The sequence below is a fragment of the Collinsella aerofaciens genome, from assembly GCF_902501475.1.
GTDB lineage: Bacteria > Actinomycetota > Coriobacteriia > Coriobacteriales > Coriobacteriaceae > Collinsella > Collinsella aerofaciens_AL.
On the sequence record NZ_CABWIF010000015.1, the window covers coordinates 13076 to 33618 of the forward strand.

General features: G+C 60.1%; 21 protein-coding genes. 20 read left to right on the top strand and 1 reads right to left on the bottom strand.

All coding sequences use genetic code 11. The features are described from left to right. Window positions 1-592 precede the first annotated feature (592 nt). From GDJ93_RS04410 to GDJ93_RS04490, 17 genes are all read left to right on the top strand, one after another. The gene (locus GDJ93_RS04410; protein ID WP_152067889.1) at window positions 593-1840 is read left to right on the top strand and encodes a N5-glutamine methyltransferase family protein; all 1248 of its coding nucleotides are present in this window, start codon (window positions 593-595) and stop codon (window positions 1838-1840) included. A gap of 68 nt (window positions 1841-1908) precedes the next feature. Then, window positions 1909-2094 carry a type II toxin-antitoxin system HicA family toxin gene (locus GDJ93_RS10280; protein WP_152067890.1) on the top strand — a complete coding sequence of 62 codons (186 nt, stop codon included), beginning with the start codon at window positions 1909-1911 and terminating at the stop codon, window positions 2092-2094. Between the two features lie 11 nt (window positions 2095-2105). Further along, window positions 2106-2552: a type II toxin-antitoxin system HicB family antitoxin gene (locus GDJ93_RS04420; RefSeq protein WP_118260181.1), complete on the top strand. Its 447-nt coding sequence runs from the start codon at window positions 2106-2108 to the stop codon at window positions 2550-2552. A gap of 134 nt (window positions 2553-2686) precedes the next feature. Next, window positions 2687-3430 carry an L-threonylcarbamoyladenylate synthase gene (locus GDJ93_RS04425; protein ID WP_152067891.1) on the top strand — a complete coding sequence of 248 codons (744 nt, stop codon included), beginning with the start codon at window positions 2687-2689 and terminating at the stop codon, window positions 3428-3430. 13 nt (window positions 3431-3443) lie between these two features. After that, on the top strand, window positions 3444-4985 hold the full coding sequence (gene glpK / locus GDJ93_RS04430) for a glycerol kinase GlpK (protein WP_152067892.1): 1542 nt from the start codon (window positions 3444-3446) through the stop codon (window positions 4983-4985). A 123-nt stretch (window positions 4986-5108) separates the two neighbouring features. Beyond that, entirely contained in the window at window positions 5109-5756 is a 648-nt protein-coding gene (gene upp / locus GDJ93_RS04435; protein WP_152067893.1) for a uracil phosphoribosyltransferase, read from the top strand. Window positions 5757-6038: 282 nt separating this feature from the next. Beyond that, window positions 6039-6350: a hypothetical protein gene (locus GDJ93_RS04440; protein WP_035138788.1), complete on the top strand. Its 312-nt coding sequence runs from the start codon at window positions 6039-6041 to the stop codon at window positions 6348-6350. A 3-nt stretch (window positions 6351-6353) separates the two neighbouring features. After that, entirely contained in the window at window positions 6354-7157 is an 804-nt protein-coding gene (gene atpB, locus GDJ93_RS04445; RefSeq protein ID WP_022094263.1) for a F0F1 ATP synthase subunit A, read from the top strand. Between the two features lie 124 nt (window positions 7158-7281). Further along, window positions 7282-7476, top strand: coding sequence for an ATP synthase subunit C-like protein (locus tag GDJ93_RS04450; protein WP_022094262.1), 195 nt, complete (start codon window positions 7282-7284; stop codon window positions 7474-7476). 15 nt (window positions 7477-7491) lie between these two features. Further along, a complete protein-coding gene (gene atpF / locus GDJ93_RS04455; protein WP_006235712.1) occupies window positions 7492-8094 on the top strand; it encodes a F0F1 ATP synthase subunit B in 603 nt (200 codons plus the stop codon). Continuing rightward, window positions 8084-8560 carry a F0F1 ATP synthase subunit delta gene (locus tag GDJ93_RS04460; RefSeq protein WP_035138792.1) on the top strand — a complete coding sequence of 159 codons (477 nt, stop codon included), beginning with the start codon at window positions 8084-8086 and terminating at the stop codon, window positions 8558-8560. Before atpF ends, GDJ93_RS04460 begins: the two co-directional genes overlap by 11 nt. After that, on the top strand, window positions 8560-10158 hold the full coding sequence (atpA, locus tag GDJ93_RS04465; RefSeq protein ID WP_152067894.1) for a F0F1 ATP synthase subunit alpha: 1599 nt from the start codon (window positions 8560-8562) through the stop codon (window positions 10156-10158). The genes GDJ93_RS04460 and atpA overlap by 1 nt, the downstream gene beginning before the upstream one ends. A gap of 5 nt (window positions 10159-10163) precedes the next feature. Continuing rightward, complete coding sequence (gene atpG, locus GDJ93_RS04470) at window positions 10164-11072, top strand: ATP synthase F1 subunit gamma (RefSeq protein WP_006235716.1); 909 nt, start codon at window positions 10164-10166, stop codon at window positions 11070-11072. Continuing rightward, window positions 11072-12526: a F0F1 ATP synthase subunit beta gene (atpD, locus tag GDJ93_RS04475; protein WP_152067895.1), complete on the top strand. Its 1455-nt coding sequence runs from the start codon at window positions 11072-11074 to the stop codon at window positions 12524-12526. The genes atpG and atpD overlap by 1 nt, the downstream gene beginning before the upstream one ends. 3 nt (window positions 12527-12529) lie before the next feature. Then, window positions 12530-12922 carry an ATP synthase F1 subunit epsilon gene (gene atpC / locus GDJ93_RS04480; protein ID WP_006235718.1) on the top strand — a complete coding sequence of 131 codons (393 nt, stop codon included), beginning with the start codon at window positions 12530-12532 and terminating at the stop codon, window positions 12920-12922. A gap of 88 nt (window positions 12923-13010) precedes the next feature. Further along, entirely contained in the window at window positions 13011-14294 is a 1284-nt protein-coding gene (murA, locus tag GDJ93_RS04485; RefSeq protein ID WP_152067896.1) for a UDP-N-acetylglucosamine 1-carboxyvinyltransferase, read from the top strand. Between the two features lie 12 nt (window positions 14295-14306). Beyond that, the gene (locus tag GDJ93_RS04490; RefSeq protein WP_152067897.1) at window positions 14307-15542 is read left to right on the top strand and encodes an LCP family protein; all 1236 of its coding nucleotides are present in this window, start codon (window positions 14307-14309) and stop codon (window positions 15540-15542) included. A gap of 394 nt (window positions 15543-15936) precedes the next feature. Here GDJ93_RS04490 and pepT read toward each other — a convergent pair whose 3' ends face one another. Beyond that, window positions 15937-17184, bottom strand: coding sequence for a peptidase T (gene pepT / locus GDJ93_RS04495; protein WP_152067898.1), 1248 nt, complete (start codon window positions 17182-17184; stop codon window positions 15937-15939). 120 nt (window positions 17185-17304) lie between these two features. Between pepT and GDJ93_RS04500 the strand changes: the two genes are divergently transcribed. The 3 genes from GDJ93_RS04500 (at window position 17305) to GDJ93_RS04510 (ending at window position 20190) form a co-directional block, all read left to right on the top strand. After that, window positions 17305-17727, top strand: a complete 423-nt coding sequence (locus GDJ93_RS04500) for a metal-dependent transcriptional regulator (RefSeq protein WP_035138800.1) — start codon at window positions 17305-17307, stop codon at window positions 17725-17727. A gap of 10 nt (window positions 17728-17737) precedes the next feature. Next, the gene (locus GDJ93_RS04505; protein ID WP_152067899.1) at window positions 17738-18631 is read left to right on the top strand and encodes a homocysteine S-methyltransferase family protein; all 894 of its coding nucleotides are present in this window, start codon (window positions 17738-17740) and stop codon (window positions 18629-18631) included. 158 nt (window positions 18632-18789) lie between these two features. Further along, window positions 18790-20190, top strand: coding sequence for a phosphoglucomutase/phosphomannomutase family protein (locus tag GDJ93_RS04510; RefSeq protein WP_152067900.1), 1401 nt, complete (start codon window positions 18790-18792; stop codon window positions 20188-20190). Window positions 20191-20543: the final 353 nt, after the last annotated feature.

Genomic DNA, 20543 nt, shown 5'->3' on the forward strand with positions numbered 1-20543 from the left:
AAGGCATGACCAGAAGGTCTATGCCTTGCCTTTTTCATGCCAACTTGTTCGCTCTGGACGTCGCTCGCTGGCATTGCCAAAACATCGGCGTTTTCTTGGTTGTCAAATGATCCGTAGGGAGTCATTGGGGACATTGCCTTGATATTTTATTCAGTCGGCTGTGATGGCATTTTAGTCATTGGGGACGTTCTTAAATGACTAGGTTGGGTAAATTACTTTTCGAGTTTATTTAATCTGCTTTGTTAGAAATTAAGCTGCCTACCTGCTCAAAGTAATTAACAGCCTTCATCTGCTATTGATAATATTGCTCGAAAAATCGTCCAAGAAGTCGAGGGGCGATTTTTGACGCGTCGCGCGTCAAGTGATGTGGCAAGCGTTTGGTTAGATATTGGTCAGGTTGGGGGCAACCTTGCCAAAAGCTTGACGGATGCTGATATGAACGTCGGCGAATGAACACTTTGGACGGGGGCAAACAAAAAATCTGGGCTGATTCTCGATAATCGCCTGCAATCGCCCCTTGCCAAGCGCTGGCCTCGCGTACAATCTGCTCCGACATTCGCGCGCCGTCCGGCGCTTAAGAGGGGAGGGCCCCATGGCAAACGAGATTTGGACCATCAAGCGTTGTCTCGAGTGGACCAAGGAGTACCTGGCCGAGCGCGGCGAGGAGCACCCCCGTCTTTCTGCCGAGTGGCTGCTCTGCGCTGCCACGGGTTTGGCACGCATCGACTTATATATGCGTATGGACGAGACGCTTAACGCGGCCCAGCTCGAGACCATGCATGCGGCCGTTGTCCGCCGCGCTAAGGGCGAGCCGCTGCAATACATCACGGGCAGCACGCAGTTTCGCATGATCGACGTCGCGTGCGCCCCCGGTGTGCTCATTCCGCGCCCCGAAACCGAGATGCTCGTCGAGGAAGTCCTCAATTATCTGGATGCCGAGGTGCTGAGCCCCGAGGCTGCTGCCCGTCAGCGTGTTGAGCTGCCTTGGAACGATGAGGTCGAGGAGGCACGCAAGGCTGAGGCCGCGCTGGCAGACGAACGGGCGACCGCCGAGCGCCGTGCCGCTAACCTGACGGCTGCCGATGAGGCGGCGCTAGGCGGCGACGTACTGGGTAGCCGCGCCTATGCCGAGGAACTGGCCGACCGCGAGGCCGAGGAAGCCGCGCAGGCAGCAGAAGCCGAAGTCGCGGAAGCCGCCGAGTCCGAGCTCGACGAATACGGCATCGCCATCGAGGGTGCCGGCCAGGAGACGGCTTCAGCTCAGGATGCCGCTGCGCCTGCCCCAACCGAGCCCTGCACTGCCCGCGTTCTCGAGGTCGGCTGCGGCACGGGCTGCATTTCGCTCTCCCTTGCCTGGGAGCGCCGCGGCCACGTTACCTGCACCGCCACCGATATCGAGCCGCGCGCCATCGATCTGGCCACCAAAAACCGCGACGCCCTCGGCCTCACGGCAGATGAGGTTGCCTTTAGCCTCACCAACCTGGTGAGTTCCATTCCCCGCGAAGAGTGGGGCACCTTTGATGTGCTCGTCTCCAACCCGCCTTACATCCCGACCGACGTCATGCGCTCGCTGCCGCACGAGGTCAAGGACTTTGAGCCCGACCTGGCGCTCGAGGGCGGCGCCGACGGCCTCGATATCTTCCGCCGCCTGCTCAATGCGGCGCCTTACATGCTGCGCGCCGGCGGCCTGTTTGCCTGCGAGCTCTACGAGGGTGCCCTCGATGCCGCGGCCGAGCTCTGTCGCCAGGCAGGCCTTTCGGACGTGCGTATCGTCCATGACCTCACCGATCGCCCCCGCATCGTCCGAGCCATCGTCACCGAGCCCAAACAGCGCCAGTAATATTTATTAACTGGTTAGCAAAAATTATAAAGTAGTTTATAATTAGGACGGCTGAAAGAGGTCGGCCCATGCAACCTCCTACCTTTCGGGAAATCATCGCCCTACTCAAGCACGATGGATTCGTGAAGGTCGCGCAAGTCGGTAGTCATGCTAAGTATGTTTCTGGTGACCGTGTTGTCACCGTGAACGGCTCTGGTGGTGATCGACCAAAGAAGGGCACGTGGGCAAGTATTCGTCGCCAAGCTGAATGGTAGTTGGAGGCAAAATGAGGCAGCGATTTACCTATGACTGCGTTCTCATAAAAGAAGACGACGGTTACTGCGCCAGCTTCCCGCAGATTCCCGGCGCCTTTGCCGATGGCGATACGCGCGAAGAAGCGATTGCCCATGCCACCGAGGCACTGATGGCGTTTTTGGCCGACGACCTCAACAACGGTTTGACTCCGGCAGGGTACGAACGCTCGGCCGAGGTCGTGGCCCTTTCAGTCGAAATCGACCACGAGGACGCTCGGGAAGCGGCGTGCCGAACATTTAAAGACGCAGCGCTGGACCTCAAAGTCTCCGCTCCGCGGATTACCGCGCTGGTCAAAGCCGGAAAGCTCGATGTTGAACTTGTCGACGGCCGTCGGATGATAACGATAGACAGCATCGAGCGCTACGCCGCCCAAGAACGCCACGCCGGCAGGCCAAAGAAGTTCGTCGCAGTCCAATAACCCCCTCACTTTCACCGACTACTAGAGCCGCTCACCAAACCAACATGCGCTCTGGGCAAATAGGTTGAACGTTTCGTGCGAGAATGCCCCACAGTAAACAAACTTGCACCAGAGCGTAAGGGGCTGGCATACACATGCAGACGGTCTATCGGGTATATGAGGGAACGCGCGAGCCGCATCGGCTTGCCGTCGAGCGCGCGGCCGAGGTGCTCGGCCGCGGCGGCCTGGCGCTGATCCCGACCGAGACGGTTTACGGTGTCGCCGTGGCGGTCAACGCCTTCTCGGACGCCGTGCCCCAAGATACAGGCGAATTCCCATCGTGGCCGCGCGATCCGCAGGCTGCCGTCAATGGCGCCGCGGTCCCTGCGCTCGGTACCGGCTACCGCCGTATCTTCACTCTCAAGCAACGTGAACTCACGCAAACCGTCGCTTGGCTGGTCGATGGTGTCGAGGCGCTCGACCGCTATGGCGTGGATATCCCGGAAGATGCCCGCGTACTTGCGCGACGATGCTGGCCGGGCGCCCTGACTATCGTGGTCAAGGCGGCTCCCTGCGTGCCGACCTTTATGCGTGCTGCCGACGACACGGTGGCCCTGCGCGCTTCGGCCTCTCCCGTGGTCCAAGCGCTCATCCGCGCCTGCGGCAGTCCCCTTGCCTGCACGAGCGCCAACACACACGGCGCGCCCTCGCCGGCAAGCTTTGCCGCCGTCGAAGGTCGCATCCTGGAGGGGGTCGATGTTGCCGTCGACGCCGGCGAGACCCCGTGTCGCGACGCCTCGACCATCGTGTCGTTCCAGCACGGCGGGCTCCAGATCCTGCGCCAAGGCGCACTTCCCGCATCAGAGATCGAACGGGTCCTGTCCGACCCGATGCAATAGAAAGGTGTAAGCGATGTCGTTGAATCTGGGCAGCCTGGGCATGGAAGATGCCTCGTTTAACTTTGGCGGTTCCTACATCATGGCGCTCGACTGCGGCACCACCTCGGTACTTGCGACCATCGTCGACGAGTACGGCTGCATCGTCGCGCAGGCACGTCGTAGCGTCAAAACCAGCTTCCCGCGTCCCGGTTGGATAGAGCAAGACCCCATGGAGGTGCTTGCCAGCCAGATCGGCGTGATGATGGAGGTCCAGTTTAAGAGCGGCATCCATTCTGACCGCATCGCCGCCATCGGTATCTCCAACCAGCGCGAGACCACGGTGGTGTGGGACCGCATAAGCGGCCAACCCATCTATAACGCCATCGTGTGGCAATGCCGTCGCACCGCACCTCTGATCGACGAGCTGGTCGAGCGGGGCGCAGAAGAGCTGGTGCGCTCCCGCACGGGACTCACGCTCGATCCGTATTTCTCGGCTTCCAAGGTGCAGTGGATCCTCGACAACGTCGACGGTGCGCGTGAGAGCGCGGCGGCGGGCGACCTCATGTTCGGCACCATCGACACCTGGCTCATCTACAACCTCACCGGCAGTCAGGTCTTTGCCACCGACTACACCAATGCCAGCCGCACGGCACTCTTTAATATCCATACGCTCGATTGGGACGACGACCTGCTGGCGCTCTTTGACGTTCCACGTTCCATGATGCCCGAGGTTCGTTGGAGCTCGGGCGACTACGGCCGCGTCGCGAGCGACATCATGACCAACATGCCGCCCATCATGGGCGTGGCGGGCGACCAGCAGGCGTCGCTGTTCGGCCACTGCTGCTTCCATCCCGGCCAGACCAAAAACACCTATGGCACGGGTTGCTTTATGCTCATGAACACCGGCGACGAGGTCGTCGAATCCAAGAACGGTCTGGTCTCCACGATCGGTATCGCCGCGGACGGCAAGATCAGCTATGCACTCGAGGGCTCCATCTTTGCTGCCGGTTCCACCATGAACTGGCTGCGCAACAACATGGGCATCATCTCGAGTGTGAGCGAGTCCGCGCAACTCGCCGCTTCGATCAACGACAACGAGGGCTGCTACTTCGTCCCCGCCTTCGCTGGCCTGGGCGCTCCCTGGTGGGACCCGCGTGCCCGCGGTATCGTGTGCGGCCTGACCGGTGCCTCGAGTCGCGCGACCATTGTGCGTGCGGCCTGCGAGTCCATGGCATATCAGAGCTACGACGTGCTGCGTGCCATGGAGCAGGACGTGGGGCTTTCGATCGAGCGCCTGTCTGTCGATGGCGGTGCCTCGCGCAACGAGTTCATCATGCAATTCCAGGCCGACCTGCTGGATATCCCCGTGCTGCAATGCGAGACGGTGGAGACCACGGCAATCGGTGCCGCGTACTTGGCGGGTCTTGCCGTCGGCTATTGGGAAGACCTGGAAGAACTGGAGCAAAATGCCCAGATCGTTAGGACTTTCCTTCCCCACATGTCCGCCGAGCGCCGCGAGCAAAACCTTGCGGGCTGGCGTGATGCAGTCAGGCGCTCGCTCAGCACCGCACAGTAGGGCTGTGATGGGCTGCTCGATATAACAAACCGCTAAACTAATGCATGGCGTGCGGTGGCAACATTGCTTCGCGCCTTGTCAGCAAGGCCGTTTTGCGGCCGCAACGAAAGGAGCAATCAACCCATGACCGTCACCTACGACGCGTCCCGTGTGACGCTTGTCGACCACCCGCTCGTCCAGCACAAGCTGTCGATCCTGCGCGACAAAAACACCGGCACCAACCAGTTCCGCCAGCTTGTGCGCGAGCTCGCACTTTTTGACGGCTACGAGGCCATGCGCGACCTACCCATGGAAGACGTCGAAGTCGAGACCCCCATCACTACCGCCACGTTCAAACAGCTCGCCGGCAAGAAACTCGCCATCGTGCCCATCCTGCGTGCGGGCCTTGGCATGGTCGACGGCATCCTCGACCTGGTGCCCTCCGCTCGCGTGGGCCACATCGGCATGGAGCGCGACGAGGTCACCCACGAGCCGCACGAGTATTACTGCAAGATGCCCAAGGATATCGACCAGCGCATCTGCCTGGTCGTCGACCCCATGCTCGCCACGGGCGGTTCGGCCGAGATGGCCATCAGCTACCTGCGCGAGCGCGGTGTCAAGGACATCCGCATGCTGTGCATCGTCGCGGCCCCCGAGGGCCTCAAGTCGCTGACTGAGAAGGACCCCGATGTGCATATCTATACCTGCGCCATCGACGGCCATCTCAACGAAGCTGCCTACATCGTTCCCGGCTTGGGCGACGCCGGCGACCGCATCTACGGCACGCTGTAATCTCTGGGCCATACCGGCTAACGTCGAAAATACGAAGAAATGGTGCGCGCGGTCGAACAAAAGACGACCGCGCGCACTCCTGTTAACGGACGTTTTGCCCCGCAGGGTTCGAGAAAAACGTATTACCGTACCTGCGGCATAAAGAAGGTCTTAAGAAAACGAACAGGTGCGTATTAACCGATGCTTTTTCGGTTGTACTTTAGCGATTGGCTCGTACAATAGTCACCAATGTTTGGCGGGAACTGTCCTGTGAGGCGATAAAAAAGGAAAGTGAGGACGCCAGTGTTTCAGATAGCCGATCTGCTCGCTATCGTTGCAGGTGCCATCGCGGGCGCGATTGCCTTCCTTCCCTTTGTCTTTACGCTCAAGCCGGTTCTTGACGATAAGCAGAATGCGGACATGCTCAAGGGTATGGTGAGTCTGGCGGTCTCGGCAATCGCTCTGCTCGTCTTTACCTTGGTTGTGTTTGTGTTGTTCGGAGAGGCATTTCGCATGTTCCTCCTGGGCGAGGCGATCGGCTTCGTGGCCTTTATGGCCGCCTGCGCGGTTCGCGTCGCCAAGGCGCTACGAGATCCTCATGAGGTCGAAAGGTAAGTCGTGGAAATTTTTGAAAAGCTGCCTGATGAGATTAATCATCTGGTCAGCGAGTTCAGCTCCACCCCTGTCGTGGGCGATCTGAGCTGCGGCATCACGCAGTACTCGTTTTGGCTGATCGTCTCCACGATCGTGCTCCTGATCGTCCTGGCCGTGTTCAAGAAGAAGCAGACCCTGGTCCCCAAGGGCTTCTTCGTCAACGGTTTCGAGTACATCATCGAGTACGTCGAGAACGATATCGGCAAGGGCGTCGTGGGTGAGAACTGGAAGAAGCACTTCCCGTTCCTGTGCTCGCTTTTCCTGTTCATCCTGATCAATAACATGATCGGCCTGATCCCGGGAATGAAGCCCGGCACCGGTGCAATCGGCTCCACCGCCGCGCTCGCCATCTTCGCCTTCGTGTACTTCATCTACTACGGATGCAAGGCTCACGGCGTGATCGGCTACATCAAGAGCCTCGCCCCGCAGGGCGTGAGCTTCCCGATGAACGTGCTCGTGTGGGTCGTCGAGCTTTTCTCGACCTTCCTGCGCCTCATCACGCTTGCCGTCCGTCTGTTCTGCAACATGTTCGCAGGACACGTGGTCATGGGCTCGTTCGCCATCATGGCGAGCATGTTCATGCAGCCGCTGCTTCAGCAGGTTTCCGCGGCCCACGCCGTCGGCGCCCTGCCTTCGCTGGCCTGGCTTGCCATCCTCATCCTGATCTATGCGATCGAGCTTGTGGTCGGCGCCATCCAGGCTTACGTCTTCACGGTCCTTACCGCCGTGTATGTCTCCGAGGCAGAGGAGGTCGCGGAGGAGGAGTAGTCTTCCGCTCGCGCCTTAATGGTAAGGCAATTCGTTAAACCGCCGGTGCCCGTACCCATGGAGCCCGGCAGTTATAAAAAGGTTATCCTGCGTGAAATAAGACACGCACGACAAAGGAGGAATCGTGGGAGTTATCGGTTACGGTCTTGGTGTTATCGGCGCTGGTCTTGCTATCGGCCTGTCTGCTCTGGGTGCTACGGGTGCTATGGCCCGTCAGCCTGAGGTCCAGGGCCGCGTGTTCACCGTCTTCATCATGGGCTCCGCCTTCGGCGAGGCTCTGGCTCTGATCGGCTTCGTTGTCGCGCTGATCGTTAAATAGCACGGAGCGTCAAGTATGAATCTTTCATCCCAGAAGAGCGCGATCGCACTCTCCGCGTCCGCGGCCGCGCTGCTCATGCCGGTTTCCGCGTTCGCCGAGGACGGCGCCGCCGGTGCGGACATCCTCATCCCTAAGATGGCGGAGTTCATCCCGGCGCTTATCGCCTTCCTGATTATCTGGATCGTGCTGGCCAAGGTCGCCCTGCCGGGCATCATGAAAACCATGGAGGAGCGCGGCAAGAAGATCGAGGAGAGCCTCGACGAGGCCGAGAAGACCAAGCAGGAGGCTATCGCCAAGCGCGCTGAGTCCGACTCGATCGTCACCGACGCCCGTCGTCAGGCTGCCGACATCGTTCTCGAGGCCCGTAAGGACGCCGAGTCCGAGCGTGCCCGTATCATCGAGGCTGCTCACAAGGAGGCCGAGGAGATCATCGCCAAGGCCCATACGACCGTCGAGGACGAGCGCAAGTCCATCTACGCCGGTGCCGCGAGCTCCATCGCCGACCTGTCCGTTGCCGTCGCCACCAAGATCGTGGGCGAGGCACTCGAGGACGATGCCGAGCAGAAGAAGCTCATCGAGCGCTACATCCAGGAAGCAGGTAGCCTGAATGCCGACTAGCCGCTATCAGGACAAGGTGCTCGAGACCTACGCGCGTTCCCTTTTGGAAGCCGCCAAGGCCGAGAACCATGTGTTCGAGGACCTCGAGATGGTCGAGCGCCTGGCCTCTGCCAGCCCCGAGATCATCGCCGTGCTCGACACCATGTCCAAGCGCGACCAGCTCGACCTTCTTCCCAAGGTGGCAGCTGCCTTTAAGTATGTTGCCGAGGAAGACGAGGATGTAGTGGGCGTGACCGTCACCACGGCGATCCCGCTCGACGACGAGCTGCGTCAAACCATCACTAAGAAATGCGAGCAGGACTTCGGCCGCAAGGTATTCCTTATCGAGCAGGTCGACCCGTCTATCGTGGGCGGCCTGGTGCTCGAGGCCCGCGGCGAGCGTCGTGACATTTCCGTCAAGACGCAGCTGCGCATCGCGCAGGAGACCCTCGCAAACTCTGCTAATTCGTACGGAGGTGAAGCCTAATGTCCGAAACCCTCAATGCCCAGGATATCGCCAAGAAACTGCAGGAGCAGCTCACGAGCCTCTCCGCGACGGTCGATACGCATGAGGTTTCAACGGTCGACGAGGTAGGCGACGGCATCGCGCGCGTCTCCGGCCTCAAGAGCGCCATGGCAGGCGAGCTTCTGGAGTTCAAGAGCTCCGATACCGGTGAGACCGTCTTCGGCCTTGCCCAGAACCTTGACCGTGACGAGGTCGGCGCCGTTCTGTTCGGTGCCGTCGACTCCATCAAGGAAGGCGACGAGTGCCGCACCACTGGCCGCGTTATGGATATCCCCGTGAGCCGTGCCATGCTCGGCCGCGTCGTCAATCCGCTCGGCCAGCCCATCGACGGCCTGGGCGACATCGTCGCCACGCACCGTCGCCCCATCGAGTTCAAGGCTCCCGGCGTCATCGATCGTACCCCGGTGTGCGAGCCGGTTCAGACCGGTCTGCTCGCTATCGACTCCATGGTGCCTATTGGCCGCGGTCAGCGTGAGCTCATCATCGGTGACCGTAAGACCGGTAAGACCGCCATCGCCATCGACGCCATCCTCAACCAGCGTGGCAAGGGCATGGTCTGCATCTATGTCGCCATCGGCCAGAAGGCCTCCACGGTTGCCAACATCCGCGAGACCCTCGCTCAGCACGGTGCGCTCGACTACACCATCATCGTTTCGGCCACCGCTGCCGATTCCGCCCCTATGCAGTACATCGCGCCTATGGCCGGTGCCGCTATTGGCGAGTTCTTTATGTACAACGGCGAGGACGGCAAGCCCGCCGGCGAGACCAACCCCGGCGGCCACGTGCTCGTCATCTACGATGACCTGTCCAAGCAGGCTGTGGCCTACCGTCAGATGTCGCTGACGCTGCATCGTCCGCCCGGACGCGAGGCCTATCCTGGCGACATCTTCTACCTGCACTCTCGTCTGCTCGAGCGTGCCGTCAAGATGTCCAAGAAGAACGGTTACGGCTCCATGACGGCACTGCCGATCATCGAGACCCAGGACGGCGACGTCTCGGCCTACATTCCGACCAACGTCATTTCCATTACCGATGGTCAGATCTACCTGCAGTCCGAGCTCTTCTTCCAGGGTCAGCGCCCGGCAGTCGACGTGGGTATCTCCGTGTCCCGCGTCGGTGGCGATGCGCAGACCAAGGCCATGAAGCAGGTCGCCGGCAACCTCCGTCTGGACCTCGCTTCCTATCAGGAGCTCGCTGGCTTTACGCAGTTCGGCTCCGACCTCGACGAGGCTACTCAGAAGCAGCTGACCCACGGTGCTCGCATGACCGAGCTCCTGAAGCAGCCGCGTTACAAGCCGTTTGAGGTTGGCGAGCAGATCGTTACGCTGTTCGCTGGCAACGAGGGCTTCCTGGATGACCTGGAGATCGCCGACGTGCTGCCTTTCCGTGCCGAGCTCATCGAGTACATGGACAATGGCTTTGGTTCGCTGCTCGACAAGGTTCGCGCCAAGAAGATCGATGATGACACCAAGGCTGAGCTCTTGCGCGTCATCGGCGACTTCAAGCAGCAGTTCATGGCCAAGCACCATTCGGATGTTTCTGGATCAGAGGAGAACTAAGCCCCATGGCCAACCTTCGCGACATTAAGAAGCGAATCTCCTCGGTTACCACGACCAAGCAGATCACGCGCACGATGGAGATGGTCTCTACGGCCAAGATTCGTCGTGCCCTCGATCGCTCCAAGCAGGCCGAGCCCTATAAGGAGGCGCTGACCGACGTCATGTTGACGGTCGCCGGCGACGCCTCCTGTTCGGGCACCGATCCCATGCTGCAGAAGCATGAGAGCGTCAAGCATGGCCTGATTGTCGTTATTGCCTCGGACCGCGGCCTTGCCGGCGGTTTCAATACGACGGTGGAGCGCACGGCCGAAAAGCTCGCCGCTTCTTGGGCGAACGACGGCATCGAATGCGAGATCATCGCGTGCGGGCGTAAGCCGGCCACGTATTTCCGTGACCGCGCAAACGTTGTCATGCACTTTGAGGGCAACTCTTCTGAGCCCGATTTCAATCAGGCCCGCATGATCTCCTCTCATATCTGCGATGCGTATCGTGCCGGTGAGCTTGACCGTGTCGAGCTTGTCTACCACCACGCCAAGAACCGCGTGGATCAGGAGCTTCGCGTCGAGCATCTGTTGCCGCTCGACCCCGAGATGATCGCTATGGCCCACGGTCCGCGTAAGAACGAGACCGACGCCCCTAAGCGCATCTCGTCCACGTTCGAGTTCGTGCCCTCTCCCGAGCATGTTCTCGGCAAGCTTGTGCCGTCTTATATCCTGACGGTCATCTACCAGGCCCTGATCGATTCGGCGGCTGCCGAGCAGGGTGCACGCCGCAAGGCCATGCACTCCGCGACGGAAAACGCCACCGCGATCATCTCGACCCTTACCCGCACGTATAGTCGCGTGCGCCAGGCTTCGATCACGACCGAGATTAACGAGATCGTCGGCGGAGCCTCAGCATTGGAGGAACAGTAATGGCTAATAACACCGTAAAGCTTGCGGTCGAGGAAGCCACCAAGAAGACGACTGCCGGTGATGGTCGCATCGTGCGAATCATCGGCCCTGTCGTCGACGTCAAGTTTGACGGCGCGGTGCCCTCGATCTACAACGCGCTCACGGTCGAGGCCGAGACCCCGATCGGTCATCTGAGCACGATCCTCGAGGTCGAGAGCCAGCTTCCGGGCGGCGTCGTCCGCACGGTCGCCATGTCCTCGACCGACGGCCTGCAGCGCGGCCTCATCGCCACCGATACCGGTGAGCCCATGAAGATGCCCGTTGGTCCCAAGACGCTCGGCCGCATTTGGAACGTCATGGGCAAGCCCGTCGACGGCAAGCCCATGCCCGAGGTGGAGGAGTTCTACCCCATCCACCATGCAGCGCCCCGTTTCGACGAGCTCACCACCAAGACCGAGATCTTCGAGACCGGCATCAAGGCCGTCGACCTGCTCGAGCCCTACATCCGCGGCGGCAAGACAGGTCTGTTCGGCGGCGCCGGCGTCGGCAAGACCGTTCTGATCCAGGAGCTCATCAACAACCTCGCCCAGGAGCACGGCGGCACCTCGGTGTTCACCGGCGTCGGCGAGCGTACCCGCGAGGGCACCGACCTGTTCCTCGAGATGAGCGAGTCTGGCGTTATCGACAAGACCTGCTTGGTCTATGGTCAGATGAACGAGCCGCCCGGAGCGCGTCTGCGCATCGGTCTGGCCGGCCTTACCACCGCTGAGTACTTCCGCGATCGCGGCCAGGACGTTCTGCTGTTCATCGACAACATCTTCCGCTTCTCCCAGGCAGGTTCCGAGGTTTCCGCACTGCTGGGCCGTATGCCGTCCGCCGTTGGTTACCAGCCCACGCTGGCAACCGAGATGGGCGACCTCCAGGAGCGCATTACCTCGACCAAGACGGGCTCCATTACCTCCGTCCAGGCTGTCTACGTCCCCGCAGACGACCTGACCGACCCGGCGCCTGCCACGACGTTTACGCACCTCGATGCCACCACGGTTCTTTCGCGTAGCATTTCGTCGCTCGGCCTGTTCCCGGCTATCGACCCGCTTGCGTCTTCCTCCGACGCTCTCGATCCCTCGATCGTCGGCGAGGAGCACTACCGTGTCGCCGTCAAGGTCCAGGAGCTCCTGCAGGAGTACTCCGACCTTCAGGACATCATCGCCATTCTGGGTATGGACGAGCTGTCCGAGGAGCAGCGCCTTACGGTCAACCGTGCCCGTAAGATTCAGCAGTTCCTCTCGCAGTCCTTCCACGTCGCCGAGAAGTTCACCGGCAACCCCGGTGTCTACGTCCGCGTCGAGGATACCGTCCGCTCTTTCGCCGAGATTGTCGACGGCAAGGCCGATGACCTGCCCGAGCAGGCTTTCCGCTATGCTTCCACGATTGAGGACGTGCGCGAGCGCGCCCGCAAGATGGGGGAGAAGTAGGTTATGCGTATCCGCATCGTGTGCCCCGTGAGCTGCGCCTATGAGGGCGACGCTGCGTTTGTGTCGATTCCGTCCACGGATGGCGAGTTTGGCGTCCTGCCCGCTCACTCCAGCGAGATCTGCACGATCGACCGCGGTTACGTTCGCGTTTCCGATAAGGCCATGGGCACTGTCGACCACACGTTTGCCGTGGCCGGCGGCTATGCCCAGGTTGCGGACGATGTCGTGACCGTTCTCGCCGAGCGCGCTTGCGATTTGGCGACCGTCGATGCCGACAAGCTTAAAGCTGATATTCAAGGTTTTGAAGAGAAGCTGGGTAATTTGTCGGAGGATGATGCACGCCGCGCCTACCTCTATAATGAAATCGCATGGTGTAAGCTCAAGCTTGCCCAATAGTCAAACGATTTAGCGTTCGACCATTTGCGAACACATCATGCCCGGGATGGCCCAGCCATCCCGGGCATGCTTTTTGAAAGGGTAGACCTTGGATATTATCCGCGTTGAGGGTGGCCACGCCATCGGAGGCTCCGTGCCCGTCTCGGGTGCCAAGAACTCCGCACTCAAACTCATGGCGGCAACGCTTCTGGCGCCGGGCAAGACGACGCTGCAGAACGTGCCCGATATTTCCGATGTCCACGTGATGGGCAAGGTGCTCAAGGGCATGGGCGCTACGATCGATGTTCTCGACGAGCACACGCTCGAGATTGATACCTCTCAGGTCGATTCTTGGGAGGCCCCCTACGAGCTCGTTGCCAAGATGCGTGCTTCCACAGCCGTGATGGGACCCCTGCTGGGTCGCTTCCATCGCGCCAAGATCGCCATGCCGGGCGGCTGCAACCTGGGTGCTCGCAAGATCGATATGCACATTCTTGGTCTTGAGGCCCTGGGCGTTGAGTTCGATACCGCCCACGGTTACATCAACGCTAATGCGCCCCAAGGTCTGCGCGGTACCACCGTCACGCTCGAGTTCGCCAGTGTCGGTGCGACCGAGAACCTCATTATGGCATCCGTGCGCGCGAAGGGTACCACGGTTATCGACAATGCCGCCCGCGAGCCCGAGATCGTCGATCTCGCCAACATGCTCAACGAGATGGGCGCTAAGATTGTCGGCGCCGGTACGCCTGTCGTGACCATCGAGGGCGTGGAAGAGCTGCATCCCGTTACCCATCGCGTAGTGGGCGACCGCATCGAGGCCGGCACCTTTATCGTCGCCGGTGCGTTGATGGCCGACGATCGCGGTGTCGACGTCACGGGTTTTTGCCCCATTCACTTGGGCATGGTGCTCAAGAAGATGGAGCTCATGGGTATCGACTGCGAGCGCGTCGAGGATGGCGTCCATGTAAACCGTGCCGAGCGTATCAAGCCGGTCGACATCCAGACGCTTCCGTTCCCCGGCTTCCCGACGGACATGCAGGCGCAGATTATGGTGCTCTCCGCCCTTGCCGATGGTAGCTCCGTTATCACCGAGAACATCTTCGAGAATCGCTTTACGTTTGCCTCTGAGCTGGTGCGCATGGGTGCCGACATTCGTATCGAGAGCCATCATGCCATGATTCATGGCGTCAAGGGCTTCTCAGGTGCACAGGTTACCTCGCCCGATCTGCGTGGCGGAGCGGCCCTCGTCGTAGCGGGCTTGATCGCCGACGGGACGACCGAGGTTTCGGCCATCCATCACATCAAGCGCGGCTACGAGCGGTTTGTCGAAAAGCTGCAGGCGCTTGGCGCGCATGTCGAGCATGCTACCGTCCCCGATCCCGTCATCTACTAATACAGGTTGCCTATGTTTAATAAAAAGCCCCTCGCGGATACCACCGCCCGAAGACCCTCAACTGGTGCGCAGGCCAAGATCTACAGTCGCGATAACGTGGCTCGCTATTCCGAGCGCGCTCGCCAACGTCGTCGTAGCCACACGATTCGTCACGTCGCGCTCATTGTCGTGCTTGGCGTGCTGCTGAGTGCCACTACCGCTGCCGGCCTGTGGTTTGCCACCATTATGAGCAAGCTCGGCGATTCTAATGTCATTACCGACAATCTGCGTCGGGTTCTGGTTGACACCGATGAGGCAAAGGATCCGTTCTACGTGCTGCTTCTTGGCACCGACGGCCGTCCGGGCGAGGATACGTACCGTGCCGACTCGATTATCCTGGCACGCATTGATCCCACGCAAAAGCAGGCGACGCTCATTTCCGTTCCGCGCGACACCAAGGTCGAGTACAAGGGCGAGACCATGAAGATCAACGCCTGCCATACCGTTGGCGGCGCCGAGGCCATGGTCGAGGCTGTCAACGAGCTGTGCGGTGTTCAGATTTCCCACTATGCCGAGGTCAGCTTCGACGGTATGCAGGCGCTGATTGATTCGGTTGGCGGTATCGACATTAACGCAACCGATGATGTTGACGACCCCGAGCACCTGGATATTAAGATTACCGCTGGTCAGCAACATATGGACGGCGCCACCGCCCTTACCTATGCCCGCTGCCGCTACACCTATGCCGACGGCGATTACACGCGCATGCGCCACCAGCGTCAGGTGCTTGGCGCCCTTGCCAACCAGATTCTCAATAACTTCGATGCCACGAAGATCTTTGGCCTGGTTAATTCGCTGTCCGATATGCTCGTAACCGATATGAGCGTTCAGGATATCGTGGCTACGGTCAACGCCATGCGCGGTATGGATGTCGACGGTATCTACTCGGCCAACCTGCCCTCGTACGCCGACGACAGCACCATGATTGACGGTGTGAGCTACGTCTTTGTCTACGAGGACGAGCTCAAGGAAATGATGGAGCGCGTCGATGCCGGCAAGGATCCCAAGGGTCCCAACACCATGGGTCTTTCCGACGGTTCTAGCTCTACGATCGGCGACCTGAACAACAACACGTCTGACGACTACGCAAACGGTACCGCAACCTCATCGGTCAGCTCTGACGATTCCGATGGCTCAAGCGATTCGAGCGATTCGGACTACTACGAAGAGCCCACCGGCGACGGTAACGGCTACGAGGCCAACTACTAAGTTACGCGGTTTTACCAAACCGCGTAACCGCTTGACGCTGCAAACCCGCCAGAGCGGCAATCTGCCTTTCAACTTCGGCGGCATGATCAAAAGATCAATGCCGCCTCGTTTCAAGGCACCTTGCTCGCTCTGGCGGGTTTTCGCTGTCGGTGCCAAAACATCGGCGTAACACTTGGCACATGGGTAGTCATTGGGGACGTTCTTAAACGACTGGTCAAAGGGGACACTCTTGATGCACTTGGCACTTGGGGACGTTCCTTTTGTGCCGGCAGTTTGGGACACTCCTTGCGTTAAGAGGCTGGCGTGCGTCAACCTATTCTCGTTGCAGTAAAAAAATCGCCCCGTTCTTGGTTGAGGACGGGGCGATTCGTCTTTTGGGCTTATGCAGCCAGGCTTATGCAAAGCGGGCGACGAGCTCCTGCAGGACGTCGGTCATCTTGACGAGCGAACTGACCGGGACGAACTCGTTGACGCCGTGGTAGCAATAGCCGCCGGTGGAAAGGTTGGGGCAGGGCAGACCGCGGAACGACAGCTGGGCGCCGTCGGTGCCGCCACGAATTGGCAGCACTTGGGGCTCAACGCCGCAGGCAAGGTAGGCTTCCTTGGCAACATCAATAAGCTCGGGATAGTCACGAACGATCTCGGCCATATTTCGATACTGCTGCTTAATCTCGACCGTCACGCGCTCCTCACCCAGACGCTGGTTGAGCATCGAGGCAGCGGCATCAACAAGGTCGAGTTTCTGCTGGAACTTGGCGGCGTCATGGTCGCGGACGATATAGCGCGCTGTGGCGTGATCGACGGTCGCAGATACACCCTCAAGGTGATAAAAGCCCTCGTAGCCTTCCGTATACTCCGGGCGCTGCACGTAGGGGAGCAACGCGTTGAAGTCACAGAACAGATTGCCTGCGTTGACCATACGGCCCTTAGCGTCGCCCGGGTGGATGGACTGGCCCTCAAAGCGGACGGTCGCCTCGGCGGCGTTAAAGCACTCCCACTCCAGCTCGCCGATGGGGCCGCCGTCGACCGTGTAGGCGTACTTGCAGCCAAAGGTATCGATATCCAACAGCTCGGCTCCGTGGCCGATCTCCTCGTCAGGGCAGAAGCAAATGCCGAGTGCGGGATGGGGCAGAGAGGGGTCCTGAGCGATACGCGCGACAAGCGACATGATCTCGGCGACGCCTGCCTTGTCGTCCGCGCCCAGCAGCGTGGTGCCATCGCTGCAGACCAGGTCCTCACCCGCGAGGTCATTCAGGGCGGGAAGCTTGGCGGTACTCATGGCAACGGGCTTACCGTCAACCGTGCCGCAGACCAGGTCGCCGCCTTCGTAGTGTACGATGTGCGGCTTCACGCCGGCGCCCGGTGCAACTTCGGTGGTGTCGAGATGGGCGATCAGGCCCAGGGCGGGCTTGTCCTCAGCGCCCGCACTTGCGGGGATATGCGCGCAGACATAGGCGTGCTCGGTCACGTGGGCATCTTCCGCACCAAGCTCGCGCAGCTCTTCAGCCAGCACGTTGGCAAGGTCAAACTGAACGGCGCTCGAGGGTACCTGGTCGCAGTTTGCATCCTCGGACTGCGTGTTGATCTGGACGTAGCGCAAAAAGCGTTCGAGGACATCGGGGCTCGTGGTGGTGTTTTCCATAAAGACCGCTCCAATCTTGGTCGTCGTGTGCAACAAGAACTCTAGCACGGTATGCCACGGCATACCACGACGCTTGGATGGGGTAGAATCAGCCATTGAATGCAGAAGGGACGGAAGATCATGGATACGACAAATAGCTCGCGCGAACTACATCTGACGGTGGCGAACGAAGACTACTTGGAGTGCATGGTTCGCATTGAAAGCGAAGAGGGGGAAACCAACGGCGTGCGATCGGTCGACATCGCGCAGCGCCTTGGCGTCTCCAAGGCATCGGTCAATAAAGCGGTTTCGGCGCTCAAGGCATCCGAACTTGTCGAGCAATCGCACTACGGCAAGGTAGTCCTGACCGATCGCGGCCGCGAGGTTGGCACGGCTATCTGGTACCGTCATCGCCTCATCCGCACGTTTTTGGTTCAGGAGCTCGGTGTCGAATTTGAGCGAGCCGATTCCGAGGCCTGCATGATGGAGCATGCGCTTTCCGAGGACACGATGAACCGCTGGCTCGCCTATCTCGAAAAGCAGGGAATCAGCGTCGAGGAATAGCGGGATATATATGGATACGAGTTATTACAACCGGTTTGGTGCCGAGGAACTTACGCGCCGCTTGTCGAGCGAGACCTTGTTGGCGCAGGGTCCCATGGGCAGTGTTCTGTTGAGTGAGTACGATGCCGCCGACATTCCACCGGCGTTTTGGAATCTGGCAGAGCCGCAGACCGTTTCTCGTATCCATCGCTTGTATGTCGCCGCCGGCGCACAGGTGCTCATTACCAACACCTTTCAGGCATCGAGCTATGCCCTCAAGCACGACCAGATTGCGCCGTCCGTGGCGGAGGTCAATCGCGGGGCCGTCGACGATGCCCGCCAGGCGCACCCTCAGCTGCTGCTAGGCTCGATGGGCCCGATCGGTATTGAGTGGTTTGCCGAGGACTCTGCCGAGTATCGTGAAATCCGAGGCATTGCGCGCGAACAGGCGCACGCCTTGCTCAATGCCGGCGTTGACGGTCTGCTGATCGAGACGGTGACGTCTATCCGTAATTTGCAGCCCATGCTTGCCGGCGCCCGAGATGCCGCCGATGGCATGCCTGTTCTGGTGAGTTTTGTCGTTGACGATAAAGGCGACCTGTTGGGCGATGGCCTCAACATCGAGGCAGCCGTTTTGTACGCCGAAAAACACGGCGCAAACTCGGTTGGTGTTAATTGCTGTTCGCTTGCGGCCGCGAACGCGGCGGTGCCCAGGATGGTTACATCGGCGACTACTCCCGTCACGGTGCGTCCCAACGTAGGCGATCCGGTCCAGACTCAGGATGGCCCCGTATGGCACGAGAACCCCGAAGCTTTCGCGCGCGCATGCATCGAATGGAGACATGCCGGTGCCGCAATGGTGGGCAGTTGCTGTGGAACCACGGCAATCACTACGGCCGCGATGGCCGAGGCGCTCGATATATAAAGGGCAAAACCGCTCCATACGGGGCGGTTTTTTTATTGCTTGCATGTCCTCGGCAGCATTTGCCCAAATGGTGAATGCTGGTGCCGGCAGGTTGCCGAGTGCATGTTGCGGGTATACCCCATGCGTACCATGATCCAAACACTGTGAGGTGTCTGCGCGTGTGCGCGATAATTCATTTTGGAACTGACGGTTGGCGCGCTCGCGTCGATGAGGACTTCACTGCCGATAACGTTGCCCGTATCGCCGATGCCGTCGGCGAGTTGTGGCAAAAGACCAATCCGGGCAAAACGGTATATATAGGGTTCGACACCCGGCCCCTGGCGCGCGAGTTCGCTGAGCTTGCGGCGGGTGTGCTAGCAGCGCACGGGCTAGACGCCGTGCTCGCTTCGCGACCTGTCCCGACCCCTGCCCTTACGTGGGCGGCGGCTTATGACGGTGAAGCGTGCGGCGCGCTCATGGTGACGGGGTCCCATCATCCGCAGGGCTATCTGTGCCTCAAGATTCGCATGGGTGACGGCTCGACCGCCAACCAGGATGTCATCGAAGAGCTCGAAGAGACTATGGCTCCCGAGCCAATGGGGATCGAGGGGCAATATCGCACCGCGGATATCATTCCTGACTATATGCAGGCGGTGGCATCGTTTGTCGATGCCGAAGCCATCCGCGCCGCGCACCTGCGCGTGGTTGTCGATCCCATGGGCGGCGCAGCCCAGGGCTATCTAGCCGACTTGCTGCGCGAGCTTGGCGTTGAGGTGCACGAGATTCACGCCGGGCAGGCGTCTGACCAAGAAGATATCTGCCCCGACCCCGTTGAGCCTTGGGTGGACGCTTGCGAGCGCACGGTTGTCGAGGACGGAGCTTGCGCTGGCCTGGTGACCGACGGCGACGCCGACCGTATCGGCGCGGTTGACGAGCGCGGCAGATATATACATCCGCATCAGATCATTGCGCTCGTTTTGGGCGACTTGGTTCAATTTCGTAATTTGGAGGGGCGCGTCGTCGTCAATCTTTCATGCTCGACGCTCGTACGTCGCATTGCCGAGGCGCTTGGCTGCCGCGTGACCGTCAAACCAGTCGGTTTCAAATATATAGCGGCGGAGATGAAGAAGGGCGGCGTCCTCATAGGCGGCGAAGAAGCCGGTGGTATCGGCATCGCCGCGCATATGCCCGAGCGCGATGGAATCCTTGCCTGTCTGATTCTGTGTGAGCTTATGGCAAAGACGGACGCGCCTTTGGGCGTTCTGGTCGACCAACTCGAGGACAGTTTTGGTAAGACGAGTTACGGTCGACGCGATTTGCGCCTTGAGGCCGAAGATGCCGAAACGTTACGAACCCTGCTGCCGGGCGTAAACCCCAAGTCGATTTGTGGCAAGGTGCCGCAAAACGTTAGTCATATGGACGGCTTGCGTCTGTCATTCGAGGATGACACGTGGCTGCTGGTCCGTCCTAGCGGGACCGAACCAGTGGTGCGCGTCTACGCCGAGGGGTTCTCGGTGGAAGAACGTGATGAGTTGCTCGATGCTGGCTGTGCTTTAGCTAGGGGGACGTATCCGCTTTAACCATGAGACTGCCTTATATAAAGAGATGCTCGGCGAGCGGTAGTTGACGGCTGGCAAACGTTAGTCGGATCACAAGATGTGTAGGAAATGTGTACGCCCAGATTCCCGCCCACGGCGCCCCTCCGGTCTGGCAATATATCTCCTTGCCGCGCGGCCCGGTGGAACCGGGAACCAGCGCAGGCGTGCACCTTGAGAACCGGATACTGCGAGGATGGACACACCAGATGTGTCGCATCCGGGCAGACATCGAACCATTTGAAATGGTCTAACTTGGATTTGTTTTTCGCAAGGCCGCCGAGAGGCGGCCCCGAGAAATTCCTTTTCCTATACTAAAACCATATGAATCGAACGGA

Coding starts and splice junctions, on each gene's coding strand:
- GDJ93_RS04420 (WP_118260181.1), top strand. CDS start 2,106: ATGAGGCAGCGATTTACCTATGACTGCGTTCTCATAAAAGAAGACGAC.
- pepT (WP_152067898.1), bottom strand. CDS start 17,184: ATGGAAAACACCACCACGAGCCCCGATGTCCTCGAACGCTTTTTGCGC.
- GDJ93_RS04505 (WP_152067899.1), top strand. CDS start 17,738: ATGGATACGAGTTATTACAACCGGTTTGGTGCCGAGGAACTTACGCGC.
- glpK (WP_152067892.1), top strand. CDS start 3,444: ATGTCGTTGAATCTGGGCAGCCTGGGCATGGAAGATGCCTCGTTTAAC.
- upp (WP_152067893.1), top strand. CDS start 5,109: ATGACCGTCACCTACGACGCGTCCCGTGTGACGCTTGTCGACCACCCG.
- GDJ93_RS10280 (WP_152067890.1), top strand. CDS start 1,909: ATGCAACCTCCTACCTTTCGGGAAATCATCGCCCTACTCAAGCACGAT.
- atpG (WP_006235716.1), top strand. CDS start 10,164: ATGGCCAACCTTCGCGACATTAAGAAGCGAATCTCCTCGGTTACCACG.
- atpA (WP_152067894.1), top strand. CDS start 8,560: ATGTCCGAAACCCTCAATGCCCAGGATATCGCCAAGAAACTGCAGGAG.
- GDJ93_RS04490 (WP_152067897.1), top strand. CDS start 14,307: ATGTTTAATAAAAAGCCCCTCGCGGATACCACCGCCCGAAGACCCTCA.
- atpD (WP_152067895.1), top strand. CDS start 11,072: ATGGCTAATAACACCGTAAAGCTTGCGGTCGAGGAAGCCACCAAGAAG.
- GDJ93_RS04410 (WP_152067889.1), top strand. CDS start 593: ATGGCAAACGAGATTTGGACCATCAAGCGTTGTCTCGAGTGGACCAAG.
- atpC (WP_006235718.1), top strand. CDS start 12,530: ATGCGTATCCGCATCGTGTGCCCCGTGAGCTGCGCCTATGAGGGCGAC.
- GDJ93_RS04425 (WP_152067891.1), top strand. CDS start 2,687: ATGCAGACGGTCTATCGGGTATATGAGGGAACGCGCGAGCCGCATCGG.
- GDJ93_RS04460 (WP_035138792.1), top strand. CDS start 8,084: ATGCCGACTAGCCGCTATCAGGACAAGGTGCTCGAGACCTACGCGCGT.
- GDJ93_RS04500 (WP_035138800.1), top strand. CDS start 17,305: ATGGATACGACAAATAGCTCGCGCGAACTACATCTGACGGTGGCGAAC.
- atpF (WP_006235712.1), top strand. CDS start 7,492: ATGAATCTTTCATCCCAGAAGAGCGCGATCGCACTCTCCGCGTCCGCG.